Source organism: Pseudomonas purpurea (genome assembly GCF_039908635.1).
GTDB classification, from domain to species: domain Bacteria; phylum Pseudomonadota; class Gammaproteobacteria; order Pseudomonadales; family Pseudomonadaceae; genus Aquipseudomonas; species Aquipseudomonas purpurea.
In genome coordinates this window covers 3195278-3216825 of sequence record NZ_CP150918.1, presented here as the reverse complement: position 1 = coordinate 3216825, position 21548 = coordinate 3195278, and the positions used below count along the sequence as shown (strand labels likewise).

Below are 21548 nucleotides of genomic sequence, written 5' to 3'. Positions count from 1 at the left end.
CGCACTGGAGACTTATGAAAACCTGTTACCCAAGCGCCTGCCCTTCGGACAGCGTGGTGTATGTGAAACTGGCCGCCGTCACCATGATTTGGGGCGGGACCTTCGTTGCGGGCCGGTTTCTGGCCGACTCGCTGAGCCCGTTGTTTGCCGCGAGCCTGCGATTTTTGCTGGCGAGCCTGGCCTTGTTGCTGTTCATGCTGTTGACCCGCATCCCGCTGGCTCGCCCAAGCCCGGGGCAGTGCCTGCAATTGGTGGTGTTGGGGTTCTTCGGGATCTTTTTCTACAACCTGTGTTTTTTCTACGGTTTGCAGCACATCAATGCATCACGAGCGTCGTTGATCGTGGCGCTGAACCCCGCAGTGATTGGCCTGGCGTCGTGGTTACTGTTCAAGGAAGCGTTGAGCCGGTTACGGGTGATGGGGATTGCGGTGTGCATCTTGGGCGCGGGGTTGGTGATTGTCAGTGGCAATCGGCAGGTGTTCGACGGTGGCGTCACTGCCTGGCTCGGTGACCTGCTGATAGTGGGCTGCGTGGTGGGGTGGGGCGTTTATTCACTGTGCTCCAAAGGCCTGAATGACACCCTGGGGCCGCTGCAAACGGTGACGTATTCGATTCTGCTGGGCACCGCGATGCTGTGGCTCACCAGCGCGCTGCGCGGGGAGTTGAGCATGGAGGCGTTACGTGGGCTGGACGCTTCGCAGGGCCTGGCGTTGCTTTACCTCGGCGTGCTGGGTTCGGCGCTGGCGTACATTGGTTATTACGACGGCATCCGCAAGATCGGCGCGACGCGCGCCGGGGTGTTCATCGCCTTGAACCCGCTGACGGCGGTGATCCTCGGGGCGTTGCTGCTCGGCGAGCAACTGACTCCCGCCATCTATGCGGGTGGGGGCTTGATCGTGGCGGGCATTTACCTGTGCAACAAACCCTTTGCACGTGAGGCAAAAAGGGGGATTTTATAGAGAAGGCGGACAAACCGTTTTACGCTGTGTAGAATCCGGTTACGCATATAAGAATAACGTCTTCTGGCAGCAGAAGCCTCGCCCGCAATAGCCTTGGGTCGACAATGAAGATATTTGGGTTCCAATTGATCTACGGTGATTTTCTCGCCCGCAGTGTGCGAGGTATCTCCTGCGCGCCGCCCGCCGGTCTCAGCATTGCTCGTAACTAACGATCCGTTCATTCAGCCGTTAATTCCAAAAGCACATGATGAGGCGCCAACCATGGCAGATTTATACGAAAACCCAATGGGCCTGATGGGCTTCGAGTTCATTGAATTCGCATCGCCAACCCCGAACACCCTGGAGCCGATCTTCGAGATCATGGGCTTCACCAAGGTGGCGACCCACCGTTCCAAAGACGTGCACCTGTATCGTCAGGGCCAGATCAACCTGATCCTCAACAACGAACCCCACAGCGTGGCCTCGTACTTCGCCGCTGAACACGGCCCGTCGGTGTGCGGCATGGCGTTTCGCGTCAAGAACGCCCAACAGGCGTTTGCCCGTGCCCTGGAACTCGGCGCCCAGCCGATCCACATCGACACCGGCCCGATGGAGCTCAACCTGCCGGCCATCAAAGGCATCGGCGGCGCGCCGCTGTATTTGATTGACCGTTTCGGTGAAGGCAGCTCGATCTACGACATCGACTTCGTGTTCATCGAAGGCGTTGACCGTAATCCGGAAGGCGCAGGCCTGAAGATCATCGACCACCTGACCCACAACGTGTATCGCGGCCGCATGGCTTACTGGGCGAATTTCTACGAGAAGCTGTTCAACTTCCGCGAGATTCGTTACTTCGATATCAAGGGCGAATACACCGGCCTGACGTCCAAGGCGATGACCGCGCCGGACGGCATGATCCGCATCCCGCTGAACGAGGAATCGTCCAAGGGCGCCGGGCAGATCGAAGAGTTCCTGATGCAGTTCAACGGCGAAGGCATCCAGCACGTGGCGTTCCTCAGCGACAATCTGGTGGACACCTGGGATCGACTGAAGAAAATCGGCATGCGCTTCATGACCGCGCCGCCAGAAACCTACTACGAAATGCTGGAAGGCCGTTTGCCGAACCACGGCGAGCCGGTTGATCAACTGCAATCGCGGGGGATTCTGCTGGACGGTTCGTCCGAAGCAGGGGACAAGCGCCTGCTGCTGCAAATCTTCTCGGAAACCTTGATGGGCCCGGTGTTCTTCGAGTTCATCCAGCGCAAGGGTGACGACGGTTTCGGCGAAGGCAACTTCAAGGCCCTGTTCGAGTCGATTGAACGCGACCAGGTCCGCCGTGGTGTACTCGCTACCGAGTAAGCAACCGCAGGTGTAAAAAAGCCCGGTCAGACACAACGTCTGACCGGGCTTTTTCATGCGCCTCTAAACGGACTTCCTGCGCTGCCGGACCAGATGCTTGAAGCCCTCGAGCACCAGCACCACGACGGCCAGCCAGATCGGGATGTAGGTCAGCCATTCGCCGGCCTTGATGCTTTCCCCCAACAGCAGCGCCACACCCAGCAGCAATACCGGTTCGACATAGCTCAACAGCCCGAACAGGCTGAACGGCAGCAAACGGCTGGCGATGATGTAGACCACCAGCGCCGAGGCACTGATGATGCCCAACAGCGGGATCAGCAGTGACAGCCACGGGTGTTGATTGAACACGCCAAAGCCTTGTTCGCCACTTTGCACGAACCAGAACGCCACCGGCAGCAGCAGGGCCATGTCCAGCCACAAACCACCGAGGTTATCGGCGGCCATGCGCCGACGCAGCACAAAGTAGGTCGGATATCCGATGGCCACCAGCAGGGTTGCCCAGGAAAAACTGCCCACCTGATACAACTCGTTGAGTACGCCCAGAGTGGCGAAAAACGCTGCAACTTTTTGCAGGTACGAGAGGCGTTCGCCATAAACGATGCGCCCGGTCAGGACCATGGTCAGCGGCAGCAGGAAGTAACCCAGCGACACATCCAGGCTGTGACCGTTCAACGGCGCCCACATGAACAGCCACAGCTGCACGCCCAGTAACGCCGAGGAGGCCAGCAGGCCAGGCATCAGCAGCGGTTTGCCGGCCAGCCGTCGAAGGATCTCGATCACCTGTTTCCATTCGCCGGACACCAGCATGAATACGGTCATGCACGGCACCGTGAGCAGCATCCGCCAGCCAAAGATTTCCACGCCGCTCAAGGGTGACAGCAGCGACGTGTAGAAATACATGACGGCAAACAGCACTGAGGCGGTTACCGATAGAGCAATACCTTTAGACAAACTGTCCTCGCGGAATTTTTAGTGGGTATGAAGCGGGCGCAGAGGATACGTGGTTTTCGAGCCAAATATTGTCCGACCGATCAACACCGGCTCCCACACTGGGAAGTGTGTTCATTTAGGTGTTACGCGGCATACGCCCGGACACGAAATGGCTCACATCATTGAACCCGGGGGTCGACGAATGCCCTGGCGTCACCAGCGAGTCGATGAAAGTCTCGTCTTCGGCCGTGATCTTCACCGCCTGAGCCTGGGTGTACGCGTCCCATTGTGCTTCGGTGCGTGGGCCGACGATGGCCGAACTGACCGCGGCGTTGTTCAGCACCCAGGCGATGGCAAATTCGACGATGCCGACGCCGCGTTCCTGCGTGTAGTGCTGAATCTGCTGGGCGATGCGCAGCGACTCCACGCGCCATTCGGTTTCCAGTATGCGTTTGTCCTGCCGCCCGGCGCGGCTGTTGGCGTCGGGGGCAATGTCAGGGGCGTACTTGCCGCTCAGCACGCCACGGGCCAGCGGGCTGTAAGGCACCACGCCGAGGCCGTAAGCCTGGGCGGCGGTGATCTGTTCGGTTTCGGCCTGGCGGTTGACGATGTTGTACAGCGGTTGGCTGATCACCGGCCGGTCGACACCCAACTGATCGGCAATGCGCACCACTTCGGCGATACGCCAGCCACGGTAGTTGGACACGCCCCAGTAGCGGATCTTGCCCTGGCGCAGCAGGTCGCCAATGGCGGAAACCGTCACTTCCAGCGGCGTGTTGTGGTCCTCGCGGTGCAGGTAGTAGATGTCCAGGTAGTCGGTGCCCAGGCGCGTCAGGCTGGCGTCGATGCCGTTGAAAATATGCTTGCGGTTCAAACCGCTGCGGTTGGGCACGCCGTCTGCCGGGCCGAAGCCGACCTTGGAGGCCAGCACCCACTCATGGCGGTTGCCGGCGATGCCCTCGCCAACGATTTCTTCCGAGCGGCCGTCGGTGTAGACGTCGGCGGTGTCGATGAAGTTGATGCCCTGGTCCCAGGCCTTGTTGATGATACGCAGCGAGTCCTCGGTGCTGGTCTGTTCGCCGAACATCATGGTGCCCAGGGTCAGGGTCGACACTTGCAGCCCGGAGTGGCCTAGCGTGCGGTAGCTCATGGACAGAATCCTTTTACCGGTGAAGACCTGAAGTGGTCGCAACGCCCAATCAAATACCAGAACGCGCACGCGGGGCAATCTGAATTATCGACTCAGCGACTGACAGCGCGCCTGCAAAAATGCTTGCAGCACTTTGACCCGTTCCGAGACCTGGACCCGGTGCGGACACAGCAGGTAGAACGGTGCACTTTCCCCCTGCCAGTCGTCGAGCAAGGTCACCAGGCGACCGGCGCGGACATCGGCAGCCACGTCGAGCCAGGCCTTGTAGACGATGCCGTGGCCGCTCAAGGCCCAGCGGCGCGCCACTTCGCCGTCGTCGCTGAGGTAGTCGCCGCGGACCTGGACTTCCTGAACCTCATCGCCACGACTCAAGCGCCAGCTGTTGTAGGGCCGGCCGTTGCGCAAGTAGAGCAGGGCGCTGTGCTCGCTCAACTCGGCGGGCGTGCGGGGCGTACCGCGTCGGGCGAGGTACTGGGGGCTGGCGCAGGCCACACGCTGGTGCTCCGTGAGGATCGGCAGGGCCACCAGGGTCGAGTCGGTCGGCACGCCAAAACGCAGGGCGATGTCGACGGTTTCGCGGAACAGGTCCGCGTGACGGTCACTGAGCAGCAACTGCAATTGAATGTGCGGGTGCTCGTGCTTGAACTCATCCAGCCACGGCAGCAATACGTTGCGCCCGAAATCCGAAGGCGCGGCCAGTTGCAGAATGCCGCTCAGCCCTTGGGTCTGCTGCTTGAGTGCCTGTTCGCCTTCCGCCAGCGCGGCGAGGGCCAGGCGTACGCTTTCCAGATAGCGCCGACCTTCTTCGGTGAGGCGCATGCTGCGGGTCGAGCGCGCGAACAAGCGGATGCCGAGGCGGGTTTCCAGGCGTTTGAGGGCGATACTGGCGGCGGCCGGGGTCAGTTCCAGGGTTCTGGCGGCAGCGGAAATGCTGCCGGAGTCAGCGGTGCGCACGAAGATTTCCAGGTCGAGGATCGAACTCATTAATAAAAATCCTTTAAAGATGCTTCTTTTTTACCGGGATTTTTCCGTGATTGGCAAGCAAGGATGATGAAGTCCTTTCACTTGATACGGTACTTGCCATGAACACGTGCAATGCGTCCTTCCCCCATCAAACCGTAGGGCCGATCAACGTCGATAAGCGGGGTGTGCTGTGAGCTGGCAGTTCGACCATCTGGCATTCAACACCGCCGATGGCGCGGCGCTGCAATCGGCTTTCCAGGCGCTGCTGGGATTGCAGCCGGGCCGTCGGCCGCCGTTTCCGTTTCCCGGTCGCTGGTTGTATCAGGACGGCGAGGCGCTGGTGCATGTGATCGAGCAGCCGGGGTTCGTCGAGAGCGCCCTGAGCCACATCGCTTTTCGCACACAGGAAGACGCTGGGCAGGTGTTGCGGCGGGTTCGCGACAGCGGCTTGCCTCATCAAGTGGCGCAGGTGCCGGAGGACGGCATCTGGCAGATCTTCGTGCAGTTGCCGGCGGGCGTGGTGCTGGAGCTGGACGCGCCGGCAGCGGCCGGGCTGACGATCAGCCATGAGTACGCGAAGGAGGGCGGTGCGCCGGACACGGAGCTATCCGGCGCGTAGTCCTTTACGGGTTGCGCAACTGACGGGTCATGCGCAGGGCTAACAGGCTACCGGCGACAATCACCCCGGCCAGCACGTACAGCGCGGCGTCGGTCGAGCCGCTGGTGTCCTTGACCCAGCCCACCAGGTAGGGGCTCAGGAAGCCGGCCATCTGGCCCATGGAGTTGATCAGCGCCAGGCCACCAGCGGCGGCACCGGTGCTGAGCATGGCCGTCGGCACCGGCCAGAACATCGGCAAACCGGTGAGGGCGCCCATGGTGGCGATGGTCAGGCCCAGAATGGCAATGGCCGGGTTGGCGGCGAAGTTCACCGCGATCAGCAAGCCCACCGCGCCCATCAGCATTGGCACTACCAAATGCCAGCGACGTTCTTTATGCAGGTCGGCGGAACGGCCCACCAGCAACATGAACACCGCTGCCAGCAAGTACGGAATCGCACTCAGCCAGCCAATGACAAGGTTGTCGCTGAACCCCAGGTTCTTGATGATCGACGGCAACCAGAAGTTGATCGCGTAGACGCCACTCTGAATGCAGAAGTAAATCAGCCCGAACGCCCAGATCGCCGGGTTCTTGAACACGGCCAGCAGCGAGTCGGTGGCGGTTTTTGGTTTGTTGGCCAGGTCTTCGGCCTGATCCGCTTCAAGCACCGCACGCTCTTCGGGCTTGAGCCATTTGGCGCTGGCGAAGTTGTCGCTCAGCAGGAAGTACGCCAGTGCACCAAGGATGACCGTGGGAATACCTTGCAGCAAAAACATCCATTGCCAGCCCGCCAAGCCACCCTGGCCTGCCGCGAAGTGGTTGAGGATCCAGCCCGAGAAGGGGCTGCCCAGCAGGCCGGACAACGGAATGGCCGACATGAACAGGGCCATGATGCGGCCACGGCGAAAGGTCGGGAACCACTGCGAGAGGTAAAGCACCACGCCCGGGAAGAACCCGGCTTCGGCGGCGCCCGTGAACAGGCGCAGGGTGTAGAACTCGGTCGGGGTGGTGACGAACAACAGGCAGGTCGACAGCGTGCCCCAGGTCACCATCATCACCGCGATCCAGCGCCGTGGGCCGAATTTGCTCAGTGCCAGGTTGCTCGGCACGCCGCACAGCACGTAGCCGATGAAGAAGATCCCGGCCCCGAGGCCGTACACGGTTTCGCTGAATTTCAGCGCGTCGAGCATCTGCAGTTTGGCAAATCCAACGTTGACCCGGTCGAGGTAGTTGAACAGGTAGCAGATGAAAATGAAGGGGATCAGGCGCAGGGTAATGCGCTTGTAGACGGCGTTTTTATCGTCAGCGGTGGCCAGGGTGGCAGCGGCGCTCTGTGACATGGCGGGTCTCTCTTTATTATGATTTTTTGCGAGGCAAGGGTAACGTTGATCGCCCAGTGAGTCTCGGTCACCCCAGGGCCGCTGTCTTTGTGCCTGAGCACAGGGTTTGCCCGCCGCACCTGTGCGGGTGACCAATCCACCGCACGCCGTTTTCAAGGACCACGCCGCTATGTTCGAACTCGATCACGACCTTGCGCAGGATATCGTCGACCGGGCGATGGCCATCCTGCCTTACAACGTCAATGTCATGGACAGCCAGGGGCTGATTCTGGGCAGCGGCGAGCCGGAACGGATCAACACCCGCCACGAAGGCGCGCAATTGGTGCTGGCCAATGGTCGGGTGGTGGAAATCGACGCGCAAACGGCGATCCATCTCAAAGGCGTGCAGCCGGGGATCAACTTGCCGTTGCTGCTCGATCAGCGGCTGATCGGTGTGTTGGGCATCACCGGTGAGCCGGAGTCGCTGCGCACCTACGCCGAACTGGTGCGCATGACCGCTGAAATGCTCGTCGGCCAGCGCAATCAGCAGGCCGAGCAGCAATGGCGGCGCCAGCGCTGCGATGACCTGCTGGCGTTGCTGCTCAGCGAGGCCGGCGATTCGCCCCGGTTGATCGACGAGGCGCAACAGTTGGGGCTCAAGCCTCAATTGGCACGGGTGCCTTATCTGTTTGAACTGGGTCTTGAGCATGGGCCGGGGCAAACCGTCGAGGCCCTGAGTGCCTGGCTGACCTCGCGTTACCCTGACAGTTGGTGCGTCAGCTCGGCGAAATCATCGCTGTTGTGGTGCCGGCCGGCCGCGCAAACGCTGGAGAACGACCGCCTGCTGGAAAAGCTCGACGGTCAGGGCTGGAACATCCTGCGCATCGCGGTGGGCGGCCAGGCCGATGGTTTGCAAGGGTTGCGCCGCTGTTACCGGCGCGTCGGCGACTTGCTGGCCTACGGGCGCGACGTACTGCCCCAGTCGCGACTGCTGACGCTCAATCGCTATCGGTTGCCGGTGATGCTCTGGCGTCACCGCAACGATGATGCGCTGGATGAATTGCTCAACCCGCTGCGCAAGGTCATTGCCAGGGACGGTAACGGTCAGTTGCTGGCGACATTGCGCAGTTGGTGTGAGCACGACGGTCAGAGCCAGGCGTGCGCCGATGCGCTGGGCATTCACCGCAACAGCCTGCGCTACCGGATGGAGCGCATCGCCGAGCTCAGCGGCGTCGATCCGTTGCGCCTCGACGGCATGCTCGCGCTGTACCTGGGGGTGCAACTGCTGCCGCAGACCGATGCCCATCCATGACAATCAACCCCAACCGCCATAGAACACGACGACGATGATGGAATGATTTTTGTGGAAATGAACAATAAACCTCACGACGACTTGTGCAGCGGACCGGCGTCATTGTTCAGTTCAACTGGCAGCATGGGTGCATTGGAACTGGAGAATTCACATGAAAATCGTCATCGCCCCTGATTCGTTCAAGGACAGCCTGAGTGCCGAAAGAGTGGCCACGGCCATTGCCCAGGGGCTGGCGGAAGTCTGGCCGGAGGCGCAACTGGTCAAGTGCCCGATGGCCGACGGCGGCGAGGGGACGGTCGAATCGGTGCTGGCGGCGTGCGACGGGCAGTTGCGCTGCACGCGGGTGCAGGGGCCGCTAGGTATGGCAGTCGACGCCCATTGGGGCTGGCTGCCCCAGAGCCACACCGCGATTATCGAAATGGCCGAGGCCAGCGGTTTGCAATTGGTGCCGGTGGACAAGCGTGACGCGTGCACCAGCAGCACGGTGGGCACTGGGGAGCTGATCCGCGCCGCGCTCGATGCTGGTGCGCAACGGGTCATTCTGGCGATTGGCGGCAGTGCCACCAACGATGCCGGGGCTGGCGCGCTGCAAGCGTTGGGCCTCCGGCTGCTGGATGCAACCGGTCAGCCACTGAAACCGGGTGGCCTGGCCCTGGCCCAACTGGCGCAGATTGACCTGAGCGAACTTGACCCGCGTCTGGCTCAGGTGCGTTTCGACATTGCCGCCGACGTCAACAATCCCCTGTGTGGCCCTCAGGGCGCCTCGGCGATTTTCGGTCCGCAAAAGGGCGCCTCGCCGGAGCAGGTTCAACAGCTGGACCAGGCCCTCGGGCATTTTGCCGTGCTCTGTGCACGAGTCCTGGAAAAAGACGTCAGCGACGAACCCGGCAGTGGCGCGGCAGGCGGTTTGGGGTTTGCGGCCAAGGCTTTTCTCGGTGCGCAATTTCGTCCGGGTGTCGAGGTGGTCGCAGAGCTGGTCGGCCTCGCCGAAGCTATACGTGGTGCAGACCTGGTGATCACCGGCGAAGGGCGTTTCGATGCCCAGACCTTGCGCGGCAAGACGCCGTTTGGCGTGGCGCGCATTGCCCATCAGCAGGGTGTGCCGGTGATCGTGATTGCAGGCACCCTGGGCGAGGGTTATCAGCACATGTACGAACACGGTGTCGACGCCGCGTTCGCCCTGACGCCCGGCCCAATGAGCCTGGAACAGGCCTGCGCGCAGGCGCCAGGGCTATTGCGTGATCGCGCCCGCGACATCGCCCGGGTCTGGAGGATGGCGGTTCGCCAGGGTTGATCCTCAAAGGCCAGGTGTTTCAGCAGTGAAACACCTGTCATATCCAGAAATATTTTTCTCCGGGACGTGCATAAAAGCTCAAGGTCGGCCGATACCTGTAACAGGCGCACAGATCAATTAAAAAAGCGGCGCCTACCTGTCGGTGGAGCGCGATCTCCTGCCGGGCAGCGTTCACGGCATGGATGCTCGTAGACCTTCACTACCCCGAGAGTCATCCTATGTCCTTACGTAACATGAATATCGCGCCTCGAGCTTTCCTGGGTTTCGCTTTTATTGCGTTGTTGGTCATCGTGCTGGGCGTGTTTGCCGTGGACCGCATGTCGATCATCCGCCAGGCGTCTATCGACATGGAGAGCACTCAACTGCCCAGCGTCGGGTTCCTGGGCAACGTCACGGAAAACGTGTTGCGCCTGCGCATTCTGTCGTTCCGGGTGCTGGTCAACCGTGACCCGGCAGGTTTGCAGGAGGCTGAAACGCGTATCAGCGCCCTTGTCGACAAAGTCCGCCAGGCGCAAGCCAGCTATGCTGCATTGCCGGCCGGTGCAGAAGAAGCGGCGCTGGCCAAAGTGTTTGCCGCCACCCTGGACAGCTACCTGCAAGCTCAAAGCCAGATGATGGAGCTGTCGCGGGCCAACAAGACCGAGGAAATGCGCACCTTGATCAATACCCGTATCAAGGACGGCACCGACCTGATGGGTGAGCAGTTGAACAAACTGATCGCGATCAACGCGGCTGACGCCAAAGCCGCTTCTGCCGACGCGGGCGAGCACTACAGCGGTGCCATCACCGGGATTGTCGTGGTCTCGGTCGTCGCGGCGCTGGCCACCGTGCTGCTGGCGTGGTTGTTGACGCGCAGCATCGTTGCTCCGCTGAACAGGGCGCTGGACGCCGCCGAAACCATCGCAGGCGGCAACCTGACCAAAACCATCGAAATCGACGGCAAGGATGAACCGGCGCGCTTGCTCAGCGCGTTGTCCGCCATGCAAGGCAACTTGCGCAAGACCATCGAACAGATCGCCGGCTCCGCGAACCAGCTCGGCGCGGCGGCCGAAGAACTCAGCGCCGTGACCGAAGAAGCCTCACGCGGCCTGCAGCAGCAGAACGACGAAATCGAACAGGCCGCCACCGCCGTCAATGAAATGACCGCTGCCGTGGAAGAAGTGGCGCGCAACGCGGTGTCGACTTCCGAAGCGTCCAACCAGTCGACCCAGGCTGCTCGCGAGGGCCGCGACCGGGTGGTGGAAACCGTCGGTGCGATCCAGACCATGACGCAGGACGTGCAAGCCACTTCGCTGATGATCGAAGGCCTGGCCACACAGGGCCGTGACATCGGCAAGGTGCTGGACGTGATCCGCGCCATCGCCGAACAAACCAACTTGCTGGCCCTGAACGCAGCCATTGAAGCGGCCCGTGCCGGCGAGGCCGGGCGTGGATTTGCGGTGGTGGCGGACGAAGTTCGGGCGTTGGCCCATCGCACCGCGCAATCGACCCAGGAAATCGAAAAAATGGTCGCCGGGATCCAGAACGGCACCGGCGAAGCGGTCGAATCGATGGCGCAGAGCAACCAGCGCACCCAGAGCACCCTGGAACTGGCCCGCGCGGCCGGCGTGGCACTGGAGCAGATCACCCAGTCGATTCATCAGATCAACGAGCGCAACCTGGTCATCGCCAGTGCGTCCGAAGAGCAGGCGCAGGTCTCGCGTGAAGTCGACCGTAACCTGGTCAACATCCGCGACCTGGCGACCCAGTCCGCCGCGGGTGCCAACCAGACCAGCGCCGCCAGCCACGAACTGTCGCGTCTGGCAGTGGATTTGAACGCGATGGTGGCGCGTTTCGTGATTTGAGATAGGGTTGAGGCTGGAGCTCGCGCGACAGGAGAGTGACATGCGCTATTCAGCCTTGACCCAACGAATTGCCGGCGAAGGTGCCGAAGCCTGGCAGATTCACTACCGAGCGCTGGAATTACGCGAGCAGGGCGTCGACGTGTTGTTGCTGTCGGTCGGCGACCCGGACTTCGACACCCCGAAGCCGATCGTCCAGGCGGCAATCGACAGCCTGCTGGCCGGCGATACCCATTACGCCGAAGTGCGTGGCACCCGGGCGCTGCGTCACAGCATCGCCCGGCGCCATACCCGACGCAGCGGTCAGGTGGTTGAAGCCGAACATGTGGTGCTGTTGCCGGGCGCGCAATGCGCGGTGTACTCCGTTGCTCAATGCTTGCTCGACCCAGGCGACGAAGTCATCGTCGCCGAACCCATGTACGTCACTTATGAAGGGGTATTCGGCGCCTGCGCGGCCAAGGTCGTGCCCGTGGCGGTGCGGCCCGAAAACGGTTTTCGCGTTGTCCCGGCCGACGTGGCCGCACTGATTACCCCCAGGACCCGGGCCATTTTGCTCAACAGTCCGAATAACCCGTCCGGGGCCAGTCTGTCGCTGTCGACCTGGCAGGCACTGGCGCACTTGTGTATCAGTCATGACCTGTGGCTGATCAGTGACGAGGTCTACAGCGACCTGCTCTATGAAGGCCGGCACATCAGCCCGGCCAGCCTGCCGGGCATGGCCGAACGCACGGCGACCCTCAACAGCCTCTCCAAGTCCCACGCCATGAGCGGTTGGCGCGTGGGCTGGGTGATCGGCCCCAAACCGCTGACGGAACACCTGGTGCACCTGTCGCTGTGCATGCTGTTCGGTCTGCCGGAATTCATCCAGAACGCCGCGCAGGTGGCCCTTGATGCGGACTTGCCGGAACTGGAACAGATGCGTGACGAGTATCGCCAGCGTCGCGACCTGGTGTGCGCCAGCCTGAAGGATTGTCCGGGGCTGAGCCCGGTCAGACCCGATGGCGGCATGTTTGTGATGGTCGATGTGCGCCGGACCGGTGTAGGTGCCCAGGTGTTTGCCGAGCGGTTGCTGGAGGGGTACGGCGTCTCGGTGCTGGCCGGCGAGGCCTTCGGACCCAGTGCGGCAGGGCATATCCGCATTGGCCTGGTGGTGGGCCAGGTCCAGTTGGCGGAGGCCTGCCGGCGTATCGCGCACTGTGCGGCAGACCTGCTGGAGGCGCGTGTGCGTTGATGCGCATCCGCCCGACGGGTGCCTGCCGTTCACCTGCGACCGTAATTCTTTGGGTTAACAAAAGATAACGTGGCGTCGATTGTCAGACCTTTCGAAAGCTGGATAGGATAGCCCTGCTTCCAAAGGGGCTCTAGATTGCAGGTTTGCGGACATCGGTCCGCCAGTCGGTCAGTAAAAACGCCCTTTATGGCGCCCTGAAAGGTTGAATGACCTAACAATAATAATGGGGGAAAGGTCTATGAGTGAGCCTGTCATGGGTGTGGGTTCTTGCCGCCCGCTGGCGCTACGCAGATTCGCGTTGCTGGCTACAGCGCTCTCGCTGTTGGGCTCTGCGGTGTTATCAGGGCCTGTCCTGGCCGCCGCTACGCCGGCTGCCGATGCCGTTTATTCCATCGAATCCGATAAATCCGCCAAGGGCCTGATGCTCGATGTGGTGCATGCCGGCAAGCGCCTGGTGGCCGTTGGGGATCGTGGGCACATTCTTTATTCCGATGATCAGGGCCAAACCTGGACCCAGGCAAAAGTGCCCACCCGCCAGCTGCTGACCGCCGTGTTCTTTGTCGACGACAAACACGGCTGGGCCGTCGGCCATGATGCGCAGATCCTCGCCAGTGAGGACGGCGGCATCAACTGGACCAAACAATACGAAGATTTGAAGCGCGAAGCGCCATTGCTCGACGTCTGGTTCAAGGACGCCAGCAACGGCTTCGCCGTGGGCGCTTACGGTGCGTTGGTGGAAACCACCGACGGTGGCAAACACTGGGAAGACGTCAGTGATCGCCTGGATAACGAAGACCAGTACCACCTCAATGCGATTGCCTCCGTCAAGGATTCGGGGCTGTTCATCGTCGGCGAGCAGGGCAGCATGTTTCGCTCCGCTGATTGGGGGCAAACCTGGGAACGCCTGCAAGGCCCGTACGAAGGTTCGCTCTTCGGGGTGATCGGCACCGCCCAGCCAGCGACGCTGCTGGCCTACGGTTTACGCGGCAACCTGTTTCGTTCCACCGATTTCGGCAGCACCTGGGAGCCGGTCGAACTCAAGGCCGCCCGTGGTGATCTGGAGTTCGGCCTGTCCGGCGCAACGCTGCTGGACGACGGCTCGATCGTGATCGTCGGCAACGGCGGCAGCGTGGTACGCAGCAGCGACGATGGTCAGACCTTCAGCGTCGCCAACCGCTCCGACCGCATATCCATCTCAGCGGTCACCGGGGCAGGTAATGGCAACTTGATTCTGGTCGGACAGGGCGGCGTTCGCGCCACTTCGCCAACCGGCACCGAGCTGGGCAAATAATAAGAAGGCGGGGATATGACATCCATGAGCAGTCATCACCAGGACAAGGCGACGTTTCTCGAGCGCCTGATATTCAACAACCGCCCGGCAGTGATTGTCATCTGCCTGTTGGTCAGCCTGTTCCTGTTCTGGCAGGCCACGCTGATCAGGCCTTCCACCAGTTTCGAAAAAATGATCCCGCTCAAGCATCCCTTCATCGAGAAGATGATGGAGCACCGCAACGATCTGGCAAACCTGGGCAACACCGTGCGGATCTCGGTGGAAGCCAAGGACGGCGATATCTTCTCCAGGGAGTACATGGAGACGCTGCGCCAGATCAACGACGAAGTGTTCTACATCTCCGGTGTCGACCGTTCCGGCCTCAAGTCGTTATGGAGCCCGAGTGTTCGCTGGACTGAAGTCACCGAGGAAGGCTTTGCCGGCGGCGAAGTGATCCCGCAGAGCTACAACGGCTCGGCCGACAGCCTGGAACAACTGCGCAACAACGTGCTCAAGTCCGGCCAGGTCGGGCGGTTGGTGGCCAACGACTTCAAGTCGAGCATTGTCGATATTCCATTGCTGGAGTCCTATCCGGACCCGGCGGACCAGGGCAAGTTGCTGGCACTGGACTACCAGAAGTTCTCCCATGAACTGGAAGACAAGATCCGCAACAAGTTCGAAGCCCAGAACCCCAATGTAAAGATCCACATCGTCGGGTTCGCCAAGAAAGTCGGTGACCTGATCGATGGCCTGATCATGGTGGTGATGTTCTTCGGTGTGGCGTTCATCATCACGTTGGTGCTGTTGTACTGGTTCACCTGGTGTATTCGCAGCACCATCGCGGTGTTGATCACCACCCTGGTGGCGGTGGTCTGGCAGCTCGGCCTGATGCACGCATTCGGTTTCGGCCTGGACCCGTACTCGATGCTGGTGCCGTTCCTGATCTTCGCCATCGGCATTTCCCATGGCGTCCAGAAGATCAACGGGATTGCCTTGCAGTCCGGTGAGGCGGACAACGCCCTGACAGCGGCGCGGCGCACGTTCCGTCAACTGTTCCTGCCGGGGATGATCGCGATCCTCGCGGATGCGGTCGGGTTCATCACGCTGCTGATCATCGACATCGGGGTGATTCGTGAACTGGCCATCGGCGCCTCCATCGGGGTAGCGGTGATTGTGTTCACCAACCTGATCCTGCTGCCGGTGGCGATTTCCTACGTCGGCATCAGCAAGCGTGCCATCGAACGCAGCAAGAAAGACGCGACCCGCGAGCATCCGTTCTGGCGCATGTTGTCGAACTTTGCCAGCGCGAAAGTGGCTCCGGTCTCGATTCTCATCGCCCTGATCGCGTTTGGCGGCGGGCTCTGGTACAGCCAGAACCTGAAAATCGGCGACCTCGATCAAGGTGCGCCGGAGCTGCGTCCGGATTCGCGTTACAACAAGGACAACAACTTCATCATCAGTAATTACTCCACCAGCTCCGATGTGCTGGTGGTGATGGTCAAGACCAGGCCCGAAGGCTGCTCGCGCTATGAAGCCATGGCGCCAATCGATGAGCTGATGTGGAAGATGCAGAACACCGAGGGCGTGCAGTCGGCGATTTCCCTGGTGACGGTCTCCAAGCAGATGATCAAGGGCATGAACGAGGGCAACCTGAAGTGGGAAACTCTGTCACGTAACCCGGATGTACTGAACAACTCCATTGCCCGCGCTGATGGCCTGTACAACAACAGTTGCTCCCTGGCGCCGGTGCTGGTGTTCCTCAACGACCACAAGGCTGCAACCCTTGATCGTGCGGTCCACGCAGTGCAGGAGTTCGCCAAGGAAAACAACAAGGAGGGCCTGGAGTTCATCCTGGCCGCCGGTAACGCCGGGATCGAGGCGGCCACCAATGAGGTGATCAAGGAGTCGGAGCTGATCATCCTGATCCTGGTGTACATCTGTGTGGCCACCATGTGCATGATTACTTTCCGCTCCTGGGCCGCGACCTTGTGCATCGTGCTGCCGCTGGTGTTGACCTCGGTGCTGGGCAACGCGCTGATGGCGTTCATGGGCATCGGGGTGAAAGTCGCGACCTTGCCGGTGGTGGCGCTGGGGGTGGGGATTGGCGTGGACTACGGCATCTACATCTACAGCCGCCTCGAAAGCTTCCTGCGTGCCGGCCTGCCGTTGCAGGAGGCGTACTACCAGACGCTCAAGTCCACGGGCAAAGCAGTGTTGTTCACCGGCCTGTGCCTGGCCATTGGTGTGGCGACCTGGATCTTCTCGGCGATCAAGTTCCAGGCTGACATGGGGCTGATGCTGACCTTCATGCTGCTCTGGAACATGTTTGGTGCGTTGTGGTTGCTGCCTGCACTGGCGCGGTTCCTGATCAAACCGGAAAAACTCGCGGGGCAGAAGGGCAATTCGTTGTTTGCTCACTGATAGCCGAGCCACAAATGAAAAGCCGCAGCGTTTGCTGCGGCTTTTCTTTTGGGTCGGGGCGAGCCTTCAATCGTAGAAGAACAGCTTTTTAGCCATGGCCGGTGAAATCTTGCTGCGCCAGATGCGGGTGATTTCCCGGTTGTTTTTGGCCTGGCTCAGTTGCGCCTTGAAACCGACAAAGCGTTGTTCGGGCCGTTTCAAGTGCCCGGCGGTGTAGGCATCGGTTGGGCCGTCAAGATGTGCGTAGTGGAAATGCGCGTACCACAGCACTTCCCTTGAGTGTTTGTCCTTGATAACAAACTCTGTCAGGAAATCCTTGGCCTGGGTCAGCTTGCGCGACGTCACAGGCTCGATGTCTATCGTGTGATGAGTCCAGAGGAAATCAACTTTTTCGGGGGTAGGGGACTGCAACGTGTAGCCGGCGATCCGGTAATCCCGGCCTTTGGTTCGCATGCTCTGGGCAGCACTGGCGAGTTCGACAAGTAACGCGCTCTTCTGCGCCGAAGATTCTGGCGTTTTCCGGAGTTCGCTCACCAGGCCTTCCAGGTCCCCGGCGCTTTGGACCAGCATGGTCTCCCAGTCGGCGGGGGTCTTTTCTTCGCGCAACACGGGGTCTCGCAGTACCTGGGCCATTTCACGGTCAATCAAGGTCTCTAACTTGACTCGTTGCGCCAGCAGCTTGTTGCCGGCCTCTATGATGGTTTTGGTTGACCGGGTCACCGGGGCCGGTTGCAGCGGTTGCTCAACCATCTGGACGTACACATCGTCTTGAGCATGTTTGTGGTAACGCGAAACCATCTGTTTATTGAACGGGTCGTGTACTTCAATGACCTCACCTTCGTCTCCAGGGCGCGGCGCCTGTACTTCTCCGATCAGGGTGCCATGGTTGCGTGTCTTGAATATCCGTTTGGTGGTGGATGGGCGACTCGTCTGCCGGGTGCGCGGAGCAGTGACCGGCAGGTTCTCCTGCTGAAGGATCAGCTCGACCAGCTCGGACTCCGCACCCTGGCGTGCCAGCCTGAGGTCGTCGATAAAGCGCTGTTGATAGCTCGGGCGACTAACCGCCGGGGCGAGTTCCTTCAGCATCAGGCTGGCGTCTTCTGCTTTTTGATATTGCTCGATGATGGTCTCCAGCACTGCCTGGCGTTGCTCGAACGTGAAACCTTCGGTCGTGCGCAACACCAGGTGAGCGGTGGCCGTGTCCTTGAGTCGCTCCAGAGGCGTTTGCATGGAGTAGAGGTCCTCGAACAACAGCTGCGTCTGGACACTGCGCCCGACACTGCGGTCCAGACTCAGTTCGCGTAAGGTATCCAGGTCATGCAGCTTGATAATCAACTCACTGAGCAATTCCGAGCCGCCCACCAGTTTCAGCAGGTTATTACGCTCTCTTGTTCCGGCGTGCGAGTCCGCCTGCAGCTCATCGAGTGTTGATTCAAAGCGCCGGGTCCATTCACGAATATGCTCGTCAAAGGCATAGCTGTCCTCCATTGCCTGGGTGTACTTGCGGTAGGGCTGAGGGTCGCCGGCGTCAAGGGCCGCTCCAACCCGGTTGGCCAGATGATCAAGGGGCTCGCCCTCTGTGCAGCCGAGCAGGTAGTCCTGACTCAGTCTCACGGCATGGTCCTGAACCAGCAGTTGGGTGGAGGCAATCGCGGCAAACAGTTTGGCGCGTTGTAGGGCGGGGGTATTGGTCTTGTTGAGCTCACTCTCCCGGCGGCTGAAGTCGATCAGTTGACGCCGTATCTGTTCCAGTTGGACGGCACCTGCCTGCATCGCTTCCAGCTTGCCCAGGAGTGCTGACCAGGCGTTGGCGGTTTTTTCCAATTCCGTGACCTGGCGCGAGCGCATGGCAGGTTTTTGTAGGTCGTCGGCGTGTTCAAGCAGTTGCCATATCACCTGCTGTCTCTTGATGTGCGGCTTATAGACACTGTGGGCAATATCAACATCACGTGCCGCCTGATGGAAACTTTCGATGCCTTCGAGTTGCGCTTCTTGTACAGGCTGTTTTTCGAGATACAGCGCTTCAAGTCTTCTAATGTTCTCTTCCTGCAAAGCGGCAATCCTTTTCTTGGGGCCGCCCCCCGTCAACTTGAGCCCCTGATCCAGCGTCCAATGGCCTTGCCCGTCGGTTTTCAGCTTGATCCCCGGATGGTCAGGTTTGAGGGGGTGAACGATGTACACCTCAGCGAAGCCCGGAACGATGCTCACCTGGAACAACAACCCGGCGACTGTGGCATGCCATTTGTGGCCGATACGGTACAGGCCTTTGAACGCCCCTATTGGAATGGGCTCCGGGATAACGTCGGGCCATTTGACGTTGACCTCTCTGAGCCTGTTCAGCAAGCGCGTCGCCGACGAATCGCGCGCCTGCGAACGGTCGAAGTCCAGCAGGGTTGTACCGCCTCCGGGCGGTTCGGAGGGCAGGCCAGGGGTGCCTTGCTTGACGTCCGCGTGGGCGTCGAGCGCTGGGTGCGGTGGGCGACGCACCCGGTCCAGTGCAACGCCGATTTTCTCCAACCCCTCCAGAGCCACAGATTCGGCGGGCAATTCGGGCTTTTGGGCGCCGTGCAACAGCAGCATCGAGAGGTTCATCAGGAAATCGACCCATGCGACTTCCCGTGTGGCGGGGGCCTGGCTGTCAAGTTGTGGCAGGTCATTGAGCACACTGCTGACCATCGAGATCATCCAGCCAACGGCCAGAATCGGGCCGCCGAGCGGCAAGGCCAGCAAGGTATTGAACAACGTCCAGCCGCCCTCCAGCAGGATCGCCCAGCGACTTTCAGCGTCGGAAACCGAGTCGCGTTCACCCAGGTCTACCAGGGCGCGGGCCTCGCTGCCGAACAGGTACTGCATCAGCGCTCCGTTGCGCAGTGAGTGCAGCAGCTCATCCGCCCGCTCGCCGTTGGCCAGTGTCGCCGCTTTGGGTTTTTCAGGCAGGCCGAAAGGGTCGAGCGGTGAAAAGTGAGCAATGTGCGGTTCGTTGAACCCACCGTTGTCGTAGACCGAGCGGGCTGTTTCCGGCAACCACGCCAGTACGCTGCTCTGGAGTGCGCCGGGCGAAGCGATGGCGGCCAACAAGGCTTCGCGGGTCGGGTATTCAAGCAACGAGTCTGTATAGACCGGGCGGTAAAGGACATGCGGGCCGACTGGGCTGCCCTCGCACTCAATGATGAACATGTTGCTGGCCACATCGGCTTGCGCATTGGCTTTTCGTGAAAATGCCAGCGGGCGGATCACCACTTCTTGCCCGTCGACCACTCGATCAGCATAGGTAGGGTGCAGGAGGGCGCAGACGAGTTGGTAACCACGTCGAGTCAGGCCGTGCTCACCCTTGATCGAGTGTTCGAGCGCTTTCAACGGCAAAGCCACGTGCAGTTCGGCGGCAAACAGACGCTGGCGCCTGTCGGCGTCAGCGGTCCCGCTCAACAACAGGTTTTTGATCAGCAGCGGATAGGCTTTGCCAATGTCTATCCGGGTGATCAGGCTCATCAGGTACTCGGGCGTTATCCAGTCCGGCAAGGTCCCTTCGCCCGTGTGGCGCACGGTCATGCGACCATTGGGCCTGCCGGCGAGGTTTTTTAGCGCCAGCTCAGTCAAGGTCATTTTCACGAGTTCGATGTAACCGCTGCCCAGATTGCCCACGGGTACGTGAAACGTCAGCTCAAGCTCATCGGCCTTGTAAACCGGTGCATGTGGCTGGTCCTTGAGCATCTGTTGTTGCAGTGCCGTGGCCGCGAATGTCCGGATGTCGGCGATGCCATCGGACCATGACAGACCTTTTGTCGCTTGATTGAGGCTCGCCAGTTCCAGGCTGTGTTTGCGATAGTCCAGTTGATCGACAGTGGATGCCTGCCGCAGCCATTCAGGTAGCGCAGCGTGTACCTGCCGTAACTGAACGGGGCTGGCAGATGCGATACCGCAGAACAGCGGAGCGAGGTCGGTCATTTCATTGAAGCGTTGTTCCAGCTCGCGCGTGTTGAGTCGCGCAGGCAGCTCGAATGCGTCGATGTCCTCCAGTTGTTGGTTCAGCAGCAGGGCGGCCTGAGTGTCGAAAATGTCGTCGCCGGGCTTATAGCGTTTCCAGGTGATGGTCTCGACATTGAACCGCTGGGTGATCATCTTCCCCCAGGCTTCGCCGAATGCCTCCAGGGAGGCATAGGCCTGGATGACTCCCGAGACACTGCACAGCAGCACGCGCGCGCCTCGAACCACAAGAATGTCGGGAGCCAGATAGGTGATGGACTGCGCCGCTTTGGTCACCGTGGTTTGAATGCAGTAGGCGTGCACATCGCCCAAAGGTCCGCTGAGGATGGCGCGCTCCTGAGTGTCGGCGTGGTTTGCCAGCCGGGTGAGTATTTCTCGCGGTTCGATGTCGTCTCCCGCCAGCAGGATAGTTGCACTTCTGAGGGCGTTACGCAGTTGATCGCCCAGCCACTGCCAACGGCTGGCGCCGGTATCGGCGGGTGCATTCCAGTAGTCGGTCAACGCTTGTTGGAAAACGATAGGAACAATTGCAGGCAGACCAAGGAGGATGTTTTCGATGAGCTGCATATCGGGAACCAGCGCACGACCGTCATCAGCGAAGGAGACGTAGCGCACTCGCGTGCCGCGTTCGTTGACGAGATGACAGTCGCGGTCGCTGGCGGTTATCGAAAAATCGGGAGCGTTGCCGCTCGCCATGTAATTGAGGGCGATATCAACCAGCGGATTGAGGTCATAGCCTTGAAGGGCATTGGGCGTGGCGACGCTGATCAGTGCGATATCAGTGTCCAGTGCTGCGGTTTTCTCGGTAATCAGGTCCCCAAGCATGTGCACGACGACCGAGCGCAACGTCGGTCGGGTAGCGAATTGCGCCTGAATGATGCGTGCCTGAATATCGACATACGTGGTTGAGGGGGAGGGCGGGTTTTGCATGCGGGCGTA

The 21548-nt window shown here is 60.7% G+C and carries 14 protein-coding genes; 9 read left to right on the top strand and 5 right to left on the bottom strand.

What is annotated here, in order from left to right; all coding sequences use genetic code 11:
• Positions 1–14: 14 nt before the first annotated feature.
• Both AABM54_RS14345 and hppD read left to right on the top strand, forming a co-directional pair.
• Entirely contained in the window at positions 15–959 is a 945-nt protein-coding gene (locus AABM54_RS14345) for a DMT family transporter (protein ID WP_347900652.1), read from the top strand.
• A 261-nt stretch (positions 960–1220) separates the two neighbouring features.
• Positions 1221–2297, top strand: coding sequence for a 4-hydroxyphenylpyruvate dioxygenase (hppD, locus tag AABM54_RS14340; RefSeq protein WP_347900651.1), 1077 nt, complete (start codon positions 1221–1223; stop codon positions 2295–2297).
• Between the two features lie 63 nt (positions 2298–2360).
• Here the strand turns inward: hppD and rarD are convergent, their stop codons facing one another.
• The 3 genes from rarD to AABM54_RS14325 all read right to left on the bottom strand — a co-directional run bounded on the left by rarD (position 2361) and on the right by AABM54_RS14325 (position 5361).
• Complete coding sequence (gene rarD, locus AABM54_RS14335) at positions 2361–3248, bottom strand: EamA family transporter RarD (RefSeq protein ID WP_347900649.1); 888 nt, start codon at positions 3246–3248, stop codon at positions 2361–2363.
• A 115-nt stretch (positions 3249–3363) separates the two neighbouring features.
• Complete coding sequence (locus tag AABM54_RS14330; RefSeq protein WP_347900648.1) at positions 3364–4377, bottom strand: aldo/keto reductase; 1014 nt, start codon at positions 4375–4377, stop codon at positions 3364–3366.
• Between the two features lie 84 nt (positions 4378–4461).
• The gene (locus tag AABM54_RS14325; RefSeq protein ID WP_347900647.1) at positions 4462–5361 is read right to left on the bottom strand and encodes a LysR family transcriptional regulator; all 900 of its coding nucleotides are present in this window, start codon (positions 5359–5361) and stop codon (positions 4462–4464) included.
• 169 nt (positions 5362–5530) lie between these two features.
• Here AABM54_RS14325 and AABM54_RS14320 point away from each other — a divergent pair, with 169 nt between their 5' ends.
• Entirely contained in the window at positions 5531–5959 is a 429-nt protein-coding gene (locus AABM54_RS14320; RefSeq protein ID WP_347900646.1) for a hypothetical protein, read from the top strand.
• Positions 5960–5963: 4 nt separating this feature from the next.
• On the opposite strand, the gene AABM54_RS14315 is transcribed toward AABM54_RS14320, so the two are convergent.
• Entirely contained in the window at positions 5964–7277 is a 1314-nt protein-coding gene (locus AABM54_RS14315) for an MFS transporter (RefSeq protein WP_347900645.1), read from the bottom strand.
• Between the two features lie 169 nt (positions 7278–7446).
• Here AABM54_RS14315 and AABM54_RS14310 point away from each other — a divergent pair, with 169 nt between their 5' ends.
• From AABM54_RS14310 to AABM54_RS14285, 6 genes are all read left to right on the top strand, one after another.
• Positions 7447–8568 carry a sugar diacid recognition domain-containing protein gene (locus tag AABM54_RS14310; protein WP_347900644.1) on the top strand — a complete coding sequence of 374 codons (1122 nt, stop codon included), beginning with the start codon at positions 7447–7449 and terminating at the stop codon, positions 8566–8568.
• 151 nt (positions 8569–8719) lie between these two features.
• Positions 8720–9862 carry a glycerate kinase gene (locus AABM54_RS14305; RefSeq protein WP_347900643.1) on the top strand — a complete coding sequence of 381 codons (1143 nt, stop codon included), beginning with the start codon at positions 8720–8722 and terminating at the stop codon, positions 9860–9862.
• A gap of 218 nt (positions 9863–10080) precedes the next feature.
• Positions 10081–11706 carry a methyl-accepting chemotaxis protein gene (locus AABM54_RS14300; protein WP_347900642.1) on the top strand — a complete coding sequence of 542 codons (1626 nt, stop codon included), beginning with the start codon at positions 10081–10083 and terminating at the stop codon, positions 11704–11706.
• A 40-nt stretch (positions 11707–11746) separates the two neighbouring features.
• The gene (locus AABM54_RS14295) at positions 11747–12934 is read left to right on the top strand and encodes an aminotransferase class I/II-fold pyridoxal phosphate-dependent enzyme (RefSeq protein WP_347900641.1); all 1188 of its coding nucleotides are present in this window, start codon (positions 11747–11749) and stop codon (positions 12932–12934) included.
• A 238-nt stretch (positions 12935–13172) separates the two neighbouring features.
• Positions 13173–14225, top strand: coding sequence for a YCF48-related protein (locus AABM54_RS14290; protein WP_347900639.1), 1053 nt, complete (start codon positions 13173–13175; stop codon positions 14223–14225).
• Between the two features lie 15 nt (positions 14226–14240).
• The gene (locus AABM54_RS14285) at positions 14241–16625 is read left to right on the top strand and encodes an RND family transporter (RefSeq protein ID WP_347900638.1); all 2385 of its coding nucleotides are present in this window, start codon (positions 14241–14243) and stop codon (positions 16623–16625) included.
• Positions 16626–16691: 66 nt separating this feature from the next.
• Here AABM54_RS14285 and AABM54_RS14280 read toward each other — a convergent pair whose 3' ends face one another.
• Positions 16692–21539, bottom strand: coding sequence for a DUF6543 domain-containing protein (locus tag AABM54_RS14280; protein ID WP_347900637.1), 4848 nt, complete (start codon positions 21537–21539; stop codon positions 16692–16694).
• Positions 21540–21548: the final 9 nt, after the last annotated feature.